16 protein-coding genes and 1 other annotated feature are annotated in these 15,099 nt (G+C 49.4%); of the genes, 15 read left to right on the top strand and 1 reads right to left on the bottom strand.

The window, feature by feature from the left end:
• Positions 1-36 precede the first annotated feature (36 nt).
• From rplT to arnF, 15 genes are all read left to right on the top strand, one after another.
• Positions 37-393: a 50S ribosomal protein L20 gene (gene rplT / locus RSC70_RS06220; RefSeq protein ID WP_004089950.1), complete on the top strand. Its 357-nt coding sequence runs from the start codon at positions 37-39 to the stop codon at positions 391-393.
• Between the two features lie 125 nt (positions 394-518).
• Positions 519-643, top strand: a sequence feature (Phe leader region).
• On the top strand, positions 524-568 hold the full coding sequence (gene pheM / locus RSC70_RS06215) for a pheST operon leader peptide PheM (protein WP_121626058.1): 45 nt from the start codon (positions 524-526) through the stop codon (positions 566-568). (Overlaps the previous feature by 45 nt.)
• A gap of 217 nt (positions 644-860) precedes the next feature.
• Positions 861-1,844 carry a phenylalanine--tRNA ligase subunit alpha gene (gene pheS, locus RSC70_RS06210; protein WP_025801267.1) on the top strand — a complete coding sequence of 328 codons (984 nt, stop codon included), beginning with the start codon at positions 861-863 and terminating at the stop codon, positions 1,842-1,844.
• A gap of 14 nt (positions 1,845-1,858) precedes the next feature.
• Entirely contained in the window at positions 1,859-4,246 is a 2,388-nt protein-coding gene (pheT, locus tag RSC70_RS06205) for a phenylalanine--tRNA ligase subunit beta (RefSeq protein WP_130986683.1), read from the top strand.
• Between the two features lie 4 nt (positions 4,247-4,250).
• Positions 4,251-4,547 carry an integration host factor subunit alpha gene (gene ihfA / locus RSC70_RS06200; protein WP_004089944.1) on the top strand — a complete coding sequence of 99 codons (297 nt, stop codon included), beginning with the start codon at positions 4,251-4,253 and terminating at the stop codon, positions 4,545-4,547.
• Between the two features lie 83 nt (positions 4,548-4,630).
• Entirely contained in the window at positions 4,631-4,828 is a 198-nt protein-coding gene (gene dsrB, locus RSC70_RS06195; RefSeq protein ID WP_025801269.1) for a protein DsrB, read from the top strand.
• Positions 4,829-4,886: 58 nt separating this feature from the next.
• Entirely contained in the window at positions 4,887-5,912 is a 1,026-nt protein-coding gene (btuC, locus tag RSC70_RS06190) for a vitamin B12 ABC transporter permease BtuC (protein ID WP_130934723.1), read from the top strand.
• Positions 5,912-6,706, top strand: coding sequence for a vitamin B12 ABC transporter ATP-binding protein BtuD (gene btuD, locus RSC70_RS06185; RefSeq protein ID WP_332542053.1), 795 nt, complete (start codon positions 5,912-5,914; stop codon positions 6,704-6,706). Before btuC ends, btuD begins: the two co-directional genes overlap by 1 nt.
• A 473-nt stretch (positions 6,707-7,179) precedes the next feature.
• Positions 7,180-8,328, top strand: coding sequence for a UDP-4-amino-4-deoxy-L-arabinose aminotransferase (gene arnB, locus RSC70_RS06180; protein ID WP_332542052.1), 1,149 nt, complete (start codon positions 7,180-7,182; stop codon positions 8,326-8,328).
• A complete protein-coding gene (arnC, locus tag RSC70_RS06175; RefSeq protein ID WP_332542051.1) occupies positions 8,321-9,337 on the top strand; it encodes an undecaprenyl-phosphate 4-deoxy-4-formamido-L-arabinose transferase in 1,017 nt (338 codons plus the stop codon). The genes arnB and arnC overlap by 8 nt, the downstream gene beginning before the upstream one ends.
• Positions 9,337-11,319, top strand: coding sequence for a bifunctional UDP-4-amino-4-deoxy-L-arabinose formyltransferase/UDP-glucuronic acid oxidase ArnA (gene arnA, locus RSC70_RS06170; protein ID WP_130998515.1), 1,983 nt, complete (start codon positions 9,337-9,339; stop codon positions 11,317-11,319). The genes arnC and arnA overlap by 1 nt, the downstream gene beginning before the upstream one ends.
• A complete protein-coding gene (gene arnD, locus RSC70_RS06165; RefSeq protein ID WP_234618442.1) occupies positions 11,316-12,236 on the top strand; it encodes a 4-deoxy-4-formamido-L-arabinose-phosphoundecaprenol deformylase in 921 nt (306 codons plus the stop codon). The genes arnA and arnD overlap by 4 nt, the downstream gene beginning before the upstream one ends.
• On the top strand, positions 12,233-13,888 hold the full coding sequence (gene arnT / locus RSC70_RS06160; protein WP_234618443.1) for a lipid IV(A) 4-amino-4-deoxy-L-arabinosyltransferase: 1,656 nt from the start codon (positions 12,233-12,235) through the stop codon (positions 13,886-13,888). The genes arnD and arnT overlap by 4 nt, the downstream gene beginning before the upstream one ends.
• Complete coding sequence (arnE, locus tag RSC70_RS06155) at positions 13,885-14,232, top strand: 4-amino-4-deoxy-L-arabinose-phosphoundecaprenol flippase subunit ArnE (RefSeq protein WP_025801277.1); 348 nt, start codon at positions 13,885-13,887, stop codon at positions 14,230-14,232. The genes arnT and arnE overlap by 4 nt, the downstream gene beginning before the upstream one ends.
• Positions 14,232-14,660, top strand: coding sequence for a 4-amino-4-deoxy-L-arabinose-phosphoundecaprenol flippase subunit ArnF (gene arnF / locus RSC70_RS06150; RefSeq protein WP_130971213.1), 429 nt, complete (start codon positions 14,232-14,234; stop codon positions 14,658-14,660). Before arnE ends, arnF begins: the two co-directional genes overlap by 1 nt.
• Here the strand turns inward: arnF and RSC70_RS06145 are convergent.
• The gene (locus tag RSC70_RS06145; RefSeq protein ID WP_040045005.1) at positions 14,657-14,920 is read right to left on the bottom strand and encodes a DUF3811 domain-containing protein; all 264 of its coding nucleotides are present in this window, start codon (positions 14,918-14,920) and stop codon (positions 14,657-14,659) included. The two genes, arnF and RSC70_RS06145, sit on opposite strands and share 4 nt — an antisense overlap.
• Positions 14,921-15,099: the final 179 nt, after the last annotated feature.

Raw genomic sequence — 15,099 nt, 5'->3', positions numbered from 1 at the left:
ATTTTTTGAATCAAGATTAAGACTTAAGGAGAGCATATGGCTCGCGTAAAACGTGGTGTAATTGCACGCGCACGTCACAAAAAAGTAATGAAGCAGGCGAAAGGCTACTACGGTGCCCGTTCGCGCGTCTATCGTGTTGCCTTCCAGGCAGTAATCAAAGCAGGCCAGTACGCTTACCGTGACCGTCGTCAACGTAAACGTCAGTTCCGTCAGCTGTGGATTGCACGTATTAACGCTGCTGCACGTCAGAACGGTATCTCTTACAGCCGTTTCATCAATGGTCTGAAAAAGGCTTCTGTTGAAATCGACCGTAAGATCCTGGCTGACATCGCTGTATTCGACAAAGTAGCGTTTGCTGCTCTGGTAGAAAAAGCGAAATCTGCTCTGGCGTAAGCCATCAGATGAAAGAGGGAGCTTGCTCCCTCTTTTGCTTTTTGTTGTTTGGCTTGTGTTTGGCTTGACATTCAGTCCGCTAAGTTTTTCAATAGAATCAGTTTTTTCACTCATTTAAGGTAATGCAAGCATGCACGCTGCTATTTTCCGTTTCTTTTTTTACTTTAGCGCCTGAATTCAGGAGGCTTTGCGCGTAAGAAAAGAAACGAAAAATAGCGCTGAAAGCCTCCCTCGCGGAGGCTTTTTTTTTGCTTTAACATGATTCTCCGATGCAGGTTTATTCATGAGCGCACTTAAGAAGATCGATACCCCCCAATGAGTGAAGTTGCGCCAGGGCAACGTCAAGCATGAAGGGTATATTCCCTGAGTATTTGAAGTGGCGGTTTCTATAGCAGCAACTTCAAGTGCGAAGGGGAGACTCTCACCATCGACAATCGGGCCTAACAGGCTGGAAGAAGAGGAAAGCAATGCCACATCTCGCAGAGTTGGTTGCCCAAGCAAAGGCAGCCGTAGAGAATGCTCAGGATATTGCCACGCTAGATAACGTGCGTGTTGAATATTTGGGTAAGAAAGGCCATTTGACGCTGCAGATGACGTCACTGCGCGAACTGCCAGCAGAAGAGCGTCCCGCAGCGGGTGCTGTGATTAACCAGGCTAAACAGGAAGTTCAGGAAGCTCTGAATGCCCGTAAATCAGATCTGGAATCAGCTGCGCTCAATGCCCGTCTGGCCGAAGAAACCATCGATGTATCTATGCCAGGACGTCGCATGGAAAACGGTGGTCTCCACCCAGTAACCCGTACTATTGAACGTATTGAAACGTTCTTTGGCGAATTGGGTTTTGCCGTTGAAACCGGCCCAGAAATCGAAGATGACTATCACAACTTCGACGCCTTAAATATTCCTGCCCATCATCCAGCGCGCGCAGACCACGATACTTTCTGGTTTGATGCAAAACGCCTGCTGCGTACCCAGACTTCGGGTGTGCAGATCCGCACGATGAAAGAGCAGCAGCCGCCAATCCGCATCATTGCGCCGGGCCGTGTATATCGTAACGACTACGATCAGACCCACACGCCAATGTTCCATCAAATGGAAGGCCTAATTGTTGATAAAGATATTAGCTTTACCAACTTGAAAGGCACTCTGCACGATTTCCTGAATAACTTCTTTGAAGAAGACTTACAGATTCGTTTCCGTCCTTCTTACTTCCCGTTCACTGAGCCTTCCGCCGAAGTTGACGTGATGGGCAAAAACGGTAAATGGCTGGAAGTTTTGGGCTGCGGTATGGTGCATCCAAACGTGCTGCGTAACGTAGGTATCGATCCAGAAGTTTACTCTGGCTTCGCATTCGGTATGGGCATGGAGCGTTTAACCATGCTGCGCTATGGCGTAACCGATCTGCGTGCATTCTTCGAAAACGATCTGCGTTTCCTCAAACAGTTTAAGTAAGGCGGGATTATCACATGAAATTCAGTGAACTCTGGTTGCGTGAGTGGGTAAATCCTGCCATTAGCAGCGAAGAATTATCAGAACAAATTACTATGGCCGGTCTGGAAGTTGACGGCGTAGAACCGGTTGCTGGCGAATTTAACGGCGTTTTCGTGGGTGAAGTGGTTGAGTGCGGCCAGCATCCAAACGCAGACAAGCTGCGTGTCACTAAAGTTAACGTGGGCGGCGAGCGTCTGTTAGACATCGTTTGCGGTGCTCCAAACTGTCGTAAAGGTCTAAAAGTCGCCGTGGCGACTATTGGCGCTGTATTGCCTGGCGATTTTAAAATCAAAGCGGCGAAACTGCGCGGTGAGCCTTCAGAAGGGATGCTGTGTTCGTTCTCTGAGCTGGGTATTTCCGAAGATCACGACGGCATCATTGAATTGCCAGCAGATGCGCCTATCGGCACCGATATCCGTGAATATCTGAAGCTGAATGATAACGCGATTGAAATTAGCGTAACGCCGAACCGTGCGGATTGCTTAGGGATTATTGGCGTTGCACGTGACGTTGCGGTGCTCAATAAGCTGACTCTGAACGTGCCTGCGATGGACGCGGTTCCTGCGGCAATTCATGACACTTTCCCAATTACGGTTGAAGCAACCGACGCTTGCCCACGCTATTTGGGCCGCGTGGTGAAAGGGATTAACGTTAAAGCCGCAACGCCATTGTGGATGCGTGAAAAACTGCGTCGCTGCGGTATTCGTTCTATCGATCCCGTGGTTGATGTGACCAACTATGTTCTGTTGGAACTGGGTCAGCCGATGCATGCGTTCGATCTTAACCGCCTAGAAGGTGGCATCGTTGTGCGTATGGCGAAAGAGGGCGAAAAGCTGACTCTGCTGGACGGCAATGAAGCTACGCTGTCGGCTGATACCTTAGTGATTGCCGATCAGCAAAAAGCGCTGGCGATGGGCGGTATCTTCGGTGGTGAACACTCTGGCGTGAACGAAGAAACACAAGACGTTCTGCTGGAATGTGCATATTTCAACCCGCTGTCTATCACCGGTCGTGCACGCCGTCAGGGTCTGCATACCGATGCTTCTCACCGCTACGAACGTGGCGTTGATCCGGCATTGCAAGCTGCGGCGATGGAACGTGCGACGCGTTTACTGCTTGATATCTGCGGTGGTCAAGCAGGTCCAGTCATTGATGTTACCAATGAAGCAACGCTGCCTAAGCGCGCTACGATCACGCTGCGCCGTGAGAAACTGGATCGCTTAATTGGCCATCACGTTGAAGACGCACAGGTTACCGATATCCTTGAGCGTTTAGGTTGCAAGGTCAGCTTTGCCAACGACACTTGGCAGGCCGTCGCACCAAGCTGGCGCTTCGATATGGAAATCGAAGAAGACTTAGTGGAAGAAGTGGCCCGTGTTTACGGCTACAACAATATTCCTAACGTGCCGGTGAAAGCTGACCTGATCATGACTTCACACCGCGAAGCGAATTTGCCGCTTAAGCGCGTGAAAACAATGCTGGTCGATCGTGGCTATCAAGAAGCGATCACCTACAGCTTTGTTGATCCTAAAGTTCAAGCATTGCTGCACCCAGCGGAAGAAGCGCTGATTTTGCCAAGCCCAATCTCGGTAGAAATGTCAGCGATGCGCCTGTCTCTGTGGAGCGGTTTGCTGTCTGCGGTGGTCTATAATCAGAACCGTCAGCAGTCACGTGTACGTTTGTTCGAAACGGGTCTACGCTTTGTTCCTGATACTGCTGCTAATCTGGGTATCCGTCAGGATGTCATGCTGGCCGGTGTGATCGCGGGTAACCGTTACGAAGAGCACTGGAATTTAGAACGTCAGGTTGTTGATTTCTACGATCTGAAAGGTGATTTAGAAGCTATTTTAGATTTGACCGGTAAATTGGATGACGTCCAATTTAAAGCAGAAACTAACCCTGCTTTACATCCGGGGCAGAGTGCGGCAATTTATTTAGCAGGCAAACGCGTTGGTTTCATTGGTGTTGTTCACCCTGATCTGGAACGTAAACTGGATCTGAACGGTCGCACCGTGGTATTCGAAATCGAGTGGGAAGCCCTTGCAGAGCGCCGTATTCCGCAGGCTCGCGAGGTTTCACGCTATCCTGCAAACCGCCGTGATATCGCCGTTGTAGTGGCTGAAAATGTCCCTGCAGAAGATATTTTGGCAGAGTGTAAGAAAGTTGGCGTAAATCAGGTAGTTGGCGTAAACTTGTTTGACGTGTACCGTGGTAAGGGTGTTGCCGAGGGTTATAAGAGCCTCGCTATCAGTCTGGTATTGCAAGATACCACCCGTACACTGGAAGAAGAGGAGATTGCCGCTACCGTCGCAAAATGTGTAGAGGCATTAAAACAGCGATTCCAAGCATCCTTGAGGGATTGAACTTATGGCGCTTACTAAAGCTGAAATGTCTGAACACCTGTTTGAGAAGCTTGGGCTTAGCAAACGGGATGCCAAAGACCTCGTAGAAATATTTTTCGAAGAGGTTCGCCGTGCTCTGGAAAATGGCGAGCAGGTTAAGTTATCCGGTTTCGGTAACTTCGATCTGCGCGACAAAAACCAGAGGCCGGGACGTAACCCGAAAACCGGGGAAGATATCCCGATTACGGCGCGCCGTGTTGTTACTTTCCGTCCGGGGCAGAAGCTCAAGAGCCGGGTCGAGAACGCGACACCGAAAGAGTAATACGCAAAACAAAAAGGCCGCCTGCGGGTGGCCTTTTTCTTATCTAACGTCCATCAACCCAAATATCGCGAGACAATCCATAGATGAAAGTGAATGACCTCGTTAGTGTTAAAACCGATGGTGGCCCGCGCCGAATTGGTAAAATTGTTGAAGTTGAAGAATTTAGTGAAGGCGTGATGTATTTAGTCACGCTGGATGATTATCCGAATGGTGTATGGTTTTTTAACGAAATAGATAGCCATGATGGTACATTTGTTGAGCCTTATCACGGTGATGAATAGCCAAGTTTAATTATTGTACCCATACCCAACCTCTGATTAGATCTCTTTAATGAGTACTATGCCAAACGCTGACACGCCAACACTTTCGCATTTTTCCCTTTTACAGCAGCGCCAGAAGCAACACGATCGCCGACGATTGTGGCTCCTGACGCTATTTTTACTGTTTGCGGTGATAGTCAGCCTGTGTGCGGGCGATCTCTGGATGTGGCCCACGCAATGGCTAAGTGAAAGTGCCCAGCTTTTTGTGTGGCAACTCCGTTTACCGCGGGTGCTAGCGGTGATGGCCGTCGGTGCTGCGCTGGCAATATCCGGTGCGGTGATGCAGGCGCTGTTTGATAATCAGCTGGCTGAACCGGGGCTTTTAGGGGTTTCTAACGGCGCGGGCGTGGCGTTAGTACTAGCGGTATTACTCGGCCAAAGTATGCTCCCCGTGTGGGTACTCAGCACCTGTGCGATTATTGGTGCGCTGGCGATTACCGCTTTGCTGATGATATTTGCACACCGTAAATCGCTGACAAATTCGCGGCTGTTGTTAATTGGCGTTGCTCTCGGCATTGCCTGTAGCGCAGTGATGACGTGGGCGGTCTATTTTAGCTCCAGTTTGGATTTGCGCCAGCTGATGTATTGGCTGATGGGCGGATTTAGCGGCGTGGATTGGCGTCAAAAATGGCTGGTGCTAGCGCTCATTCCAGTATTTGTTTGGCTGCTGTATCAAGGTAAAGTGCTTAACCTGATGTCTCTGGGCGATATTCAAGCGCGCCAGCTCGGACTTTCGCTGGTGGTGTGGCGTAATTTACTTGTGGTGGCGATTGGCTGGCTGGTGGGCGTTAGCGTTGCGCTGGCCGGTGTGATTGGTTTTGTCGGATTAGTTGTACCGCACATGCTGCGGCTGATGGGGATTACCGATCATCGTGCACTTTTGCCGGCCTGTGCGCTGGGCGGTGCCGGTGTGTTGTTGTTTGCCGATGTGGTGGCGCGCGTGGCACTTTTCTCCGCTGAATTGCCGATTGGTGTAGTGACATCTTCTCTCGGTGCGCCTGTTTTTATCTGGATGCTGTTACGACCACGGAGTGTCAAAGCCTAATGATGAATCAAAACAGAGATCTGCTGTCGCTGAACTGTCTTTCTCTACACAATGTTTCCGCAGGGACTCGTCTATTACCCTTTAGCGCACAGGTAAATCGTGGGGCGCTTATTCATATCATTGGGCCGAATGGCGCAGGTAAAAGCACGTTGCTATCGCGCATCGCCGGTATCTTACCAGGTGAAGGCACGATTATGCTTAATCAGCTCGACATTGAAAAACTCACCGCGACCGAACTGGCACGCTATCGCGCCTATTTGCATCAGCAACAACAGCCCAGCGCAGTAATGCCTGTTTTTCAGTTTCTTGCGTTACACCAACCTACAGGCTGTGATGGTGAGCTTGCTGATGGTGTGGTTGGCTATCTGGCAGAAACACTCAACTTAAGTGATAAGCTTGCGCGTCCATTGACTCATCTTTCTGGCGGCGAGTGGCAGCGGGTGCGAATTGCCGCCGTGTGTTTGCAGGTATGGCCAACGTTAAATCCCCAAGCATCGCTTTTATTGTTAGATGAACCGATGAACAGCCTAGACATCAGCCAGCAGGCGGCTGTAGATCAGTTGCTCGAGCAGCTTACCCAGCTTGGGATTAGTGTCATCGTCAGTGCACACGATTTGAATCATACACAGAGACACGCCCAGCAGGTTTGGATGCTCAAGGCTGGGGTGGTTTCACAGCAAGGGGCCGCAAGTGACGTAATGACGGTACAGAATCTTTCTGCGCTGTTTGAAATAGATTTTCGTGAATTAGAAAGCGAGGGGCAACGCTGGTTTGTTTATACCCTTCATACTTGAAGCTGCTTCGGTGTTCGCTACGCTCGCGCACCCGAATCCGAATCCCTTACTATAGTAAGCTCATCGGGATTTCCTCACTTGCCGCGTTACTCGGCGATGCCTCGCCCCGTTGGGGCCAGTGCAAGAGCTGTTCAAAAGTCTGAAGCCTTTTGTGAAGCAACTCCAATTATTTTGGGTATACCAGAGCCAATAATAAATATAGCCAAGAAAATTAATAGCAGAGTAAGTAAATATTTAATAAACCATTTCGTTAAATTTTCGATTTAATTCACTTAAATCAATATTCCTTCAACCAATCCCATACTTTTTCCCAATCATCCGCTATGTTTAGTCTGCGTTTATCTTAATGTTAATCTAAGCTTTTATACTTATTCTCAACATAGACAAGCGCAATGCACGCTTTGGTATTTGTAGTGACTTTGATTAAGTGCTTCAAATTGAATCCTCGGCATAGAATAAATATAAGGTAACGGATGAAAGAGTTTCTCCCATTTTCAGTCCCCTCAATGGGGGAGGATGAAATCGCTGCGGTTGCTGAGGTATTACGTTCGGGGTGGATCACCACAGGTCCTAAATGTCAGCAGCTTGAATCTGCCTTCAGCCAGTACGTTGGTGCGAAACACGCCATTGCCGTGAGCTCTGCCACCGGCGGGATGCACGTGACGTTAATGGCGCTGGGCATTGGCGCGGGTGATGAGGTTATTACGCCATCCCAAACGTGGGTGTCGACGATCAACATCATTACTCTGCTGGGTGCAGAGCCAGTAATGATTGACGTTGATCGGGATACCTTGATGGTTCAGCCTGCTCAGATTGAAGCGGCTATTACCGAAAAAACCAAGGCAATTATTCCGGTTCACTATGCGGGTGCTCCAGCAGATTTAACGGCGTTAAGAGAGATTGCAGCGCGACATAATATTCCACTGATTGAAGATGCTGCCCACGCGGTAGGCACACGTTTTGGTGATGAAATGATTGGCTCGCACGGAACCGCGATTTTCTCGTTCCACGCCATCAAAAATATGACCTGTGCCGAAGGTGGTATGGTGGTTACGGATGATGATGAGCTGGCGGATAAAGTTCGTTGTTTCAAGTTTCACGGGTTAGCGGTGGATGCATTCGATCGTCAGGCTCTGGGGCGTAAACCTCAGGCTGAAGTTGTCGCTCCGGGCTATAAATACAATTTAGCGGATATCAATGCGGCGATTGCGCTAGTTCAGCTGGAAAAACTTCCTGCTATGAATGCGCGTCGCCAAGAGCTGGTTGCTCGTTATCGCAAGGCGCTTCAAGGTTCACCTTTGTTGCCGCTCACCGTTCCGGAATACCCGCATCATCATGCATGGCACCTGTTTATGGTGCGTGTGGATAAAGAAATGTGCGGTATCGATCGCAATACCATGATGGAAAAGCTGAAAGAGCATGGCATCGGCACCGGCCTGCATTTCCGTGCTGCGCATACCCAAAAATATTATCGGGAAAAATACCCTGAGCTTAGTTTACCGAATACCGAATGGAACTCGGCGAGTTTGATGACCTTACCTTTGTTCCCTGATATGCAAGACAGCGATGTAGATCGCGTTGTAAAGGCAATATCTGACATTCTGGAGTCCTGTAGTGAGTAATAGTGAAGTTAATAAAAGTACGGATAACACAATAAAAAAAGTGTCCGTGGTTATTCCTGTGTATAACGAGCAGGAAAGTTTGCCCATTTTAATTAAGCGTACCCATGCGGCCTGCGAGCTGTTAAATAAGCTGTATGAAATTATTTTGATCGATGACGGTAGCCATGATGCATCTGCGGAAATATTAACCCAGGCGGCTGAGATCCCAGAAAACCATATTGTTGCTGTGCTTTTAAACCGTAACTATGGTCAACACTCGGCCATCATGGCGGGATTCAATCAGGTTTCTGGCGATTTAATTATTACCCTTGATGCGGATTTACAAAATCCACCGGAAGAGATCCCTCGCTTGGTTGAAACGGCAGAGCAGGGCTATGACGTGGTGGGCACCGTTCGTGCCAAACGTAAAGATACTTGGTTCCGTAAAACGGCCTCCAAGATGATCAATATGATGATCCAAAAAGCCACTGGTAAATCAATGGGAGACTATGGCTGTATGCTGCGAGCCTACCGCCGTCCCATCATTGAAGCCATGCTGCATTGCCATGAACGCAGCACCTTTATTCCTATTCTGGCGAATACCTTTGCTCGTCGAACCATTGAAATCGATGTTCGCCACGATGAGCGCGAGTTTGGGGAATCAAAGTACAGCTTCTTAAAACTCATCAATCTGATGTATGACCTCGTGACCTGTTTGACCACCACACCTTTGCGTCTTTTGAGTATTGTCGGCAGCGTGATTGCGCTTTCCGGTTTCACTCTGGCGGTCTTACTTATCGCGATGCGTTTGATTTTTGGTCCAACATGGGCCGCAGAAGGGGTATTCACGCTGTTTGCCGTGCTGTTTACCTTTATCGGCGCTCAGTTTGTTGGGCTGGGATTATTGGGCGAGTACATCGGGCGTATCTATAACGATGTGCGCGCACGCCCTCGCTATTTTGTGCAAAAAATTGTCTCCGCAGACGCGTTGAAGACCCATGAATCTGTTGAACAACAGGAAGAAGAGTAATGAAAGCCATTGTATTTGCTTACCATGATATCGGCTGTGCAGGACTGAAAGCGCTGAAAGATGCGGGTTATGAAATCTCTGCCGTATTTACCCACACCGATGAACCGGGTGAGAACCATTTCTATGGTTCAGTTGCGCGTGTTGCAGCCGAAATGGAGCTGCCTGTTTATGCACCAGATAATGTTAATCATCCACTGTGGATCGATCGCATTAAGGCGTTAAAACCAGACGTTATTTTCTCATTCTACTATCGCAATATGCTGTGCCAGGACATTCTGGATATTGCCCCTCGCGGTAGCTGGAATCTGCATGGTTCACTGTTGCCTAAATATCGTGGTCGCGCACCGGTTAACTGGGCGTTGGTACACGGTGAAGCACAAACTGGTGTCACGCTGCATCAAATGACGCGTAAAGCGGATGCCGGTGATATCGCAGGGCAATTGGCGGTGGATATTGCTGCCGACGATACGGCGCTGACGCTGCACAGCAAAATTCGTGATGCTGCGGTGGCTTTGTTAGGCCAGCAGTTACCGTTAATCAAAACTGGTAACGTGAAAACCACGGCACAAGACGAGTCTCAGGCGAGCTATTTTGGCCGTCGTACCGCGGCTGATGGCCTGATTGATTGGAACAAGCCTGCAACAGTGATTCACAATTTAGTGCGTGCGGTAACCGAACCTTACCCAGGTGCATTTAGCTACCTAGGTGATAGAAAAATTACCGTATGGCGTAGCCGTGTGGTTGAAGACAAATCAGGCAGCAAGCCGGGTACGGTACTGTCAGCCAAACCGCTGGTTATTGCCTGCGGTGAAAACGCGCTGGAAATCGTTACAGGGCAAAGCGATGCCGGTTTATATGCGCAGGGCTCTCAGCTGGCTAACGAGATGGGCATTGTGGCGAAAGTTCGCCTGTGGGATAAGCCGAACAGCCTGATCAAGCGCCGCACGCGTGTACTGATTCTGGGCGTAAACGGCTTTATCGGTAACCATCTGACAGAACGCCTGCTGCAAGATGATAATTTCGATATCTACGGTTTGGATATCGGCTCTGATGCCATTGAGCGCTTTATCGGCAACCCGCGTTTCCACTTCGTTGAAGGCGATATCAGCATCCACAATGAGTGGATCGAATATCACATCAAAAAATGTGACGTGATCCTGCCGCTGGTTGCGATTGCTACGCCGATTGAGTATACCCGCAATCCATTGAAAGTATTCGAATTAGACTTCGAACAAAACTTGAAGATTGTGCGTGACTGCGTGAAATATCAAAAACGTATCGTGTTCCCATCCACTTCAGAAGTGTATGGCATGTGTAACGATAAAGACTTTGATGAAGATACCTCTAACCTGATTGTTGGCCCGATCAACAAACAGCGCTGGATTTACTCGGTGTCTAAGCAGCTGTTAGACCGCGTTATTTGGGCTTACGGTGCCAAAAATGAGCTTAACTTTACGCTGTTCCGTCCGTTTAACTGGATGGGGCCACGTTTGGATAACCTGAATGCCGCGCGTATCGGTAGCTCCCGTGCGATCACCCAATTGATCCTGAATCTGGTTGAAGGTTCTCCGATTAAGCTGGTGGACGGCGGTGCGCAGAAGCGTTGCTTTACCGATATCAGCGACGGTATCGAAGCGCTGTTCCGAATTATTGAGAACAAAGACGACAACTGCAACGGGCAGATTATCAACATCGGTAATCCAGACAACGAAGCCAGTATTCGTGAGCTGGGTGAGATGCTGTTGGATTGTTTTGAACGTCATCCGCTGCGTTCTCACTTCCCACCGTTTGCCGGTTTCAAAGAAATTGAAAGCAGCAGCTATTATGGTAAAGGTTATCAGGACGTTGAGCATCGTAAACCAAGCATCACCAACGCTAAGCGTCTGTTGCATTGGGCTCCAACGGTTGAAATGAAACAGACCGTTGAAGAAACGCTGGATTACTTCCTGCGTACCGTTGATCTCAGCGGTGAGGCACAATGAAACGGGTTGGCCTGAGAATTGACGTTGATACGTTTCGCGGTACCCGTGATGGGGTGCCGCAGTTATTAACCATGCTACAAAAGCATGATGTCTTAGGGAGCTTTTTCTTTAGCGTGGGGCCGGACAACATGGGACGCCATTTATGGCGTCTGCTGAAGCCGCGCTTTTTGTGGAAGATGCTTCGTTCTCAGGCCGCTTCGCTGTATGGATGGGATATTTTACTGGCCGGCACCTGCTGGCCAGGCAAATTAATTGGTAAACCTCACGAGCTTATCATTCGTCATACCGCGACGTCGGGGCATGAAGTGGGGCTGCATTCATGGGATCATCACGGCTGGCAAAAGAACGTGGGTCACTGGTCTGATGCTCGGCTCAAGCGTGAGTTTGAACGCGGTTTAGCGGAAATGCAGCGCATTTTAGGCTATGCGGTGGATTGCTCTGCGGTGGCGGGTTGGCGTGCCGATCAGCGCGTTGTGGATATGAAGCAATCTTACGGCATGCGCTACAACAGCGATTGTCGAGGAACGCAGCCGTTTATTCCTCAAATGAGTAACGGCCAGCACGGCACGGTGCAAATCCCCGTTACGCTACCGACCTATGATGAAGCGGTAGGGACGTTAACTACCGACGCTCAGTTTAATGATTTCATCATTGATGCGATCAAAAACGACAAAGGTACTCCGGTCTATACCATTCATGCCGAAGTTGAAGGGATCGTAAAAGCCGAAATGTTTGAGCAATTATTGATCCGATTAAAAGCCGAAAACATCGAATTTTGCCCGTTGTCTGCGCTGTTGCCAAACGATAGGGCGCAGCTCCCAACGGGACGTATCGTTCGTTCATCATTTGAAGGGCGGGAGGGCTGGCTCGGTTGTCAGGCTCCTGCTGTAGAAAACCCAGCGGAGACGTCTTTGTGAGAGTGATTAAAACACTGTCCGGCTTATTGTTCGCCTTGCTGTACCTGTTACCTCTGAATTGGCGTCCACTTTGGCAGCCAGATGAAACCCGTTATGCCGAAATAAGCCGCGAGATGCTTGCTCGCGGTGATTGGACCGTGCCCCATTTACTGGGGCTTCGCTATTTTGAAAAGCCAGTCGCTGGGTATTGGATCAACAATATTAGCCAATGGTTATTTGGTGATAATAACTTCGCTGTGCGTTTCGGTTCAGTATTCTGTACCGCGTTAAGCACGCTGTTAGTCTATTGGCTGGCCATGCTGATTTGGAAAAACAGCCGCACGGCGATTTTGGCGGCGGTCATCTATTTCAGCATGTTCTTGGTATACGCGGTTGGCACCTATAGCGTGCTAGACCCGATGATCACGCTGTGGATGTCGGCGGCGATGGTGAGTTTCTATCTCACCTTGAAGGCAACTACGCCGAAAGCCAAAGTCGGTGCCTACGTGCTGCTCGGTATTGCGTGTGGCATGGGCTTTATGACCAAAGGGTTCTTAGCCTTAGCGTTACCGGTTATCAGCGTTCTGCCGATTGTTATCCAACAAAAACGGGTTAAAGAGCTGTTTTTGTTTGGGCCCATTGCGGTGGTGGTGGCTGCGATCCTGAGCGCTCCGTGGGCGTGGAGTATTTATCTGCGCGAGCCTGATTTCTGGAATTACTTCTTCTGGGTTGAGCATATCCAGCGTTTCGCCGAGTCGGATGCTCAGCACAAAGCGCCGTTCTGGTACTATTTACCGGTGCTAGTGGCCGGTGTTATGCCGTGGTTAGCGCTATTGCCGGGGGCTATTCGTCACGGCTGGCGTGGTTTCCATCCAGACAGATTTTTCCTGCTCAGTTGGTTGGTGATGCCATTCCTGTTCTTTAGCATCGCGAAAGGCAAACTGCCCACGTACATTTTGCCTTGCATGGCACCGCTGGCGTTGCTGATGGCGCATTATGCTTCCGAACTGGTGGCAAAAGGGCAATGGCGAACGTTTAAAGTCAACGCGGTGATTAACATCCTGTTTGGCGTGGTAGGCGCAATAGCCGTATCGGTGATGGCGCTAGGTCACTTTGAATCGCCACTGTATGGAACCGGTGAGCAGGGTGAGTTAAGCACTATCCTCATCGGCGTAGTGTGTTTTGCCGGCTGGTCACTCTTCGGCGTGATTGCGCTGGTTCGTGGTGGTAAAAACTGGCTATGGTCGGCGGTATGTCCGCTGGTGTTAGGATTGCTCATCGCGCAGGCTATTCCTCAGAAGATCGAGAACAGCAAAAACCCTCAGGCTTTTATTGAAGATGTAATGCCGCAGCTCGCCAACAGCCGCTATGTATTAAGCGATGAGGTGGGTATTGCTGCTGGGCTGGCATGGGAACTCAAACGCAGTGATATTCTGATGTTTGATTATTCGGGTGAGTTGAGATATGGGTTAGGCTATCCTGATGCTAAAGGCCATCGCATCAATAAAGATGAATTTGCTGGATGGTTAGCCAACGCACGCAAAGAGGGCAACGTGAGCTTGATGATCCATCTCTCCAGAGATGAAACTCTTGACCACGAAGGCTTACCTAAGGCTGATAGCGTTGAACAACGAGGCCGTTACGTCGTGCTGTTCTACAAGAAAAGCGAATAATGAGTTACTTGCTCCTTCTGCTCGCCAGCGTTTTTACCTGCGGCGGGCAACTTTGCCAAAAACAAGCGGTGGTGTGCTGGCAACAGCGCCCACCGTCTTCACGCTTAGCCACAACGTTACGCTGGTTACTCGCCGCCTGTTGCTCGCTCGGCATAGCAATGCTGCTCTGGCTGCTAGTTTTGCAGCGCCTGCCGCTGGGCATTGCCTATCCGATGCTGAGTATTAACTTTGTTCTGATCACGCTGTGCGCGCACTATTGGTTTGGTGAGAAAGCGGGTGTGCGGCATTGGTGCGGGGTGGCGTTAATTATGCTGGGTATTTATCTAATGAGTCGTGGACTGTGATGAAAAAAGGCTATGTTTGGGCCGCGTGCAGCATTGTTTTGGTGAGTGTGGCGCAGGTGCTGATGAAGTCTGGTATGGCGGATATTCCGATTATTTCGTCGCTAGAGATTGAACCGCTAACGTTGCTGATAGCCTATGCGGCACCGTTGCTGGTGGTTAGTCTCGGGATCTTGGGCTATGTGCTGTCGATGGTGTGCTGGTTTTGTGCTCTGCGCTATTTACCGCTCAGCCGAGCGTATCCGCTGTTGAGTTTAAGCTATGCATTGGTTTACGTCGCGGCCATTGCGTTACCGTGGCTGAATGAAACGGTGAGCTGGACTAAAACGGCTGGCGTGATCGCCATATTAGCGGGCGTTTGGTTAATTACGAGCGGCAAACAGGATACTCCCCACCCACAAGAGCAGGGAGTTGGGTCGAAAGGGGATTAGCGTAAACCACGCGAGTGATTGTTTTTAGACCAGCTAAAGGTTTCATCGCTAGGAACCACTTTTTGCTTTTTCTTCTCAGCGCGTACTTTCTTAGCTTCTTTATCCATCTCTAACGCAATTTCTTTCAGCATCTCATCTTTGATTTTGCCTTTTTCGGCATTGGTTAGCGGGCGATCTAAACTTTTTCTGGCCTGAGCCTGTCTTACTTGTACTCGCTGTAGCTGGCTTTCATTCAGGTCTTTTAAAGTCAGTTTTTTCATCGTGCGCACCTTGAGTCAGATTTCATTAGCGTCAGTATTACACAGACATGCTCATTTACAGTTAATAAATGCGGATATTCTAAAATTCCCGCTGACGTAGCAAAAAAATCACGCTAAATTTGCATAATTCTGACTTAGCACGTAAATATGTAGATAATTCGTACAATTTACCAATGAGA

This window comes from Hafnia sp. (genome assembly GCF_036648275.1).
Classification (GTDB): Bacteria; Pseudomonadota; Gammaproteobacteria; order Enterobacterales; family Enterobacteriaceae; genus Hafnia; species Hafnia alvei.
Note: the sequence above shows the minus strand (reverse complement) of the source record. Positions and strands in the feature narration are given on the sequence as shown.

What these genes read in the sequence shown, in the direction of transcription:
- RSC70_RS06145 (WP_040045005.1), bottom strand. Translation starts at nt 14,920, where the DNA reads ATGAAAAAACTGACTTTAAAAGACCTGAATGAAAGCCAGCTACAGCGA.
- pheS (WP_025801267.1), top strand. Translation starts at nt 861, where the DNA reads ATGCCACATCTCGCAGAGTTGGTTGCCCAAGCAAAGGCAGCCGTAGAG.
- btuD (WP_332542053.1), top strand. Translation starts at nt 5,912, where the DNA reads ATGATGAATCAAAACAGAGATCTGCTGTCGCTGAACTGTCTTTCTCTA.
- rplT (WP_004089950.1), top strand. Translation starts at nt 37, where the DNA reads ATGGCTCGCGTAAAACGTGGTGTAATTGCACGCGCACGTCACAAAAAA.
- arnA (WP_130998515.1), top strand. Translation starts at nt 9,337, where the DNA reads ATGAAAGCCATTGTATTTGCTTACCATGATATCGGCTGTGCAGGACTG.
- pheT (WP_130986683.1), top strand. Translation starts at nt 1,859, where the DNA reads ATGAAATTCAGTGAACTCTGGTTGCGTGAGTGGGTAAATCCTGCCATT.
- arnD (WP_234618442.1), top strand. Translation starts at nt 11,316, where the DNA reads ATGAAACGGGTTGGCCTGAGAATTGACGTTGATACGTTTCGCGGTACC.
- ihfA (WP_004089944.1), top strand. Translation starts at nt 4,251, where the DNA reads ATGGCGCTTACTAAAGCTGAAATGTCTGAACACCTGTTTGAGAAGCTT.
- dsrB (WP_025801269.1), top strand. Translation starts at nt 4,631, where the DNA reads ATGAAAGTGAATGACCTCGTTAGTGTTAAAACCGATGGTGGCCCGCGC.
- arnB (WP_332542052.1), top strand. Translation starts at nt 7,180, where the DNA reads ATGAAAGAGTTTCTCCCATTTTCAGTCCCCTCAATGGGGGAGGATGAA.
- btuC (WP_130934723.1), top strand. Translation starts at nt 4,887, where the DNA reads ATGCCAAACGCTGACACGCCAACACTTTCGCATTTTTCCCTTTTACAG.
- arnF (WP_130971213.1), top strand. Translation starts at nt 14,232, where the DNA reads ATGAAAAAAGGCTATGTTTGGGCCGCGTGCAGCATTGTTTTGGTGAGT.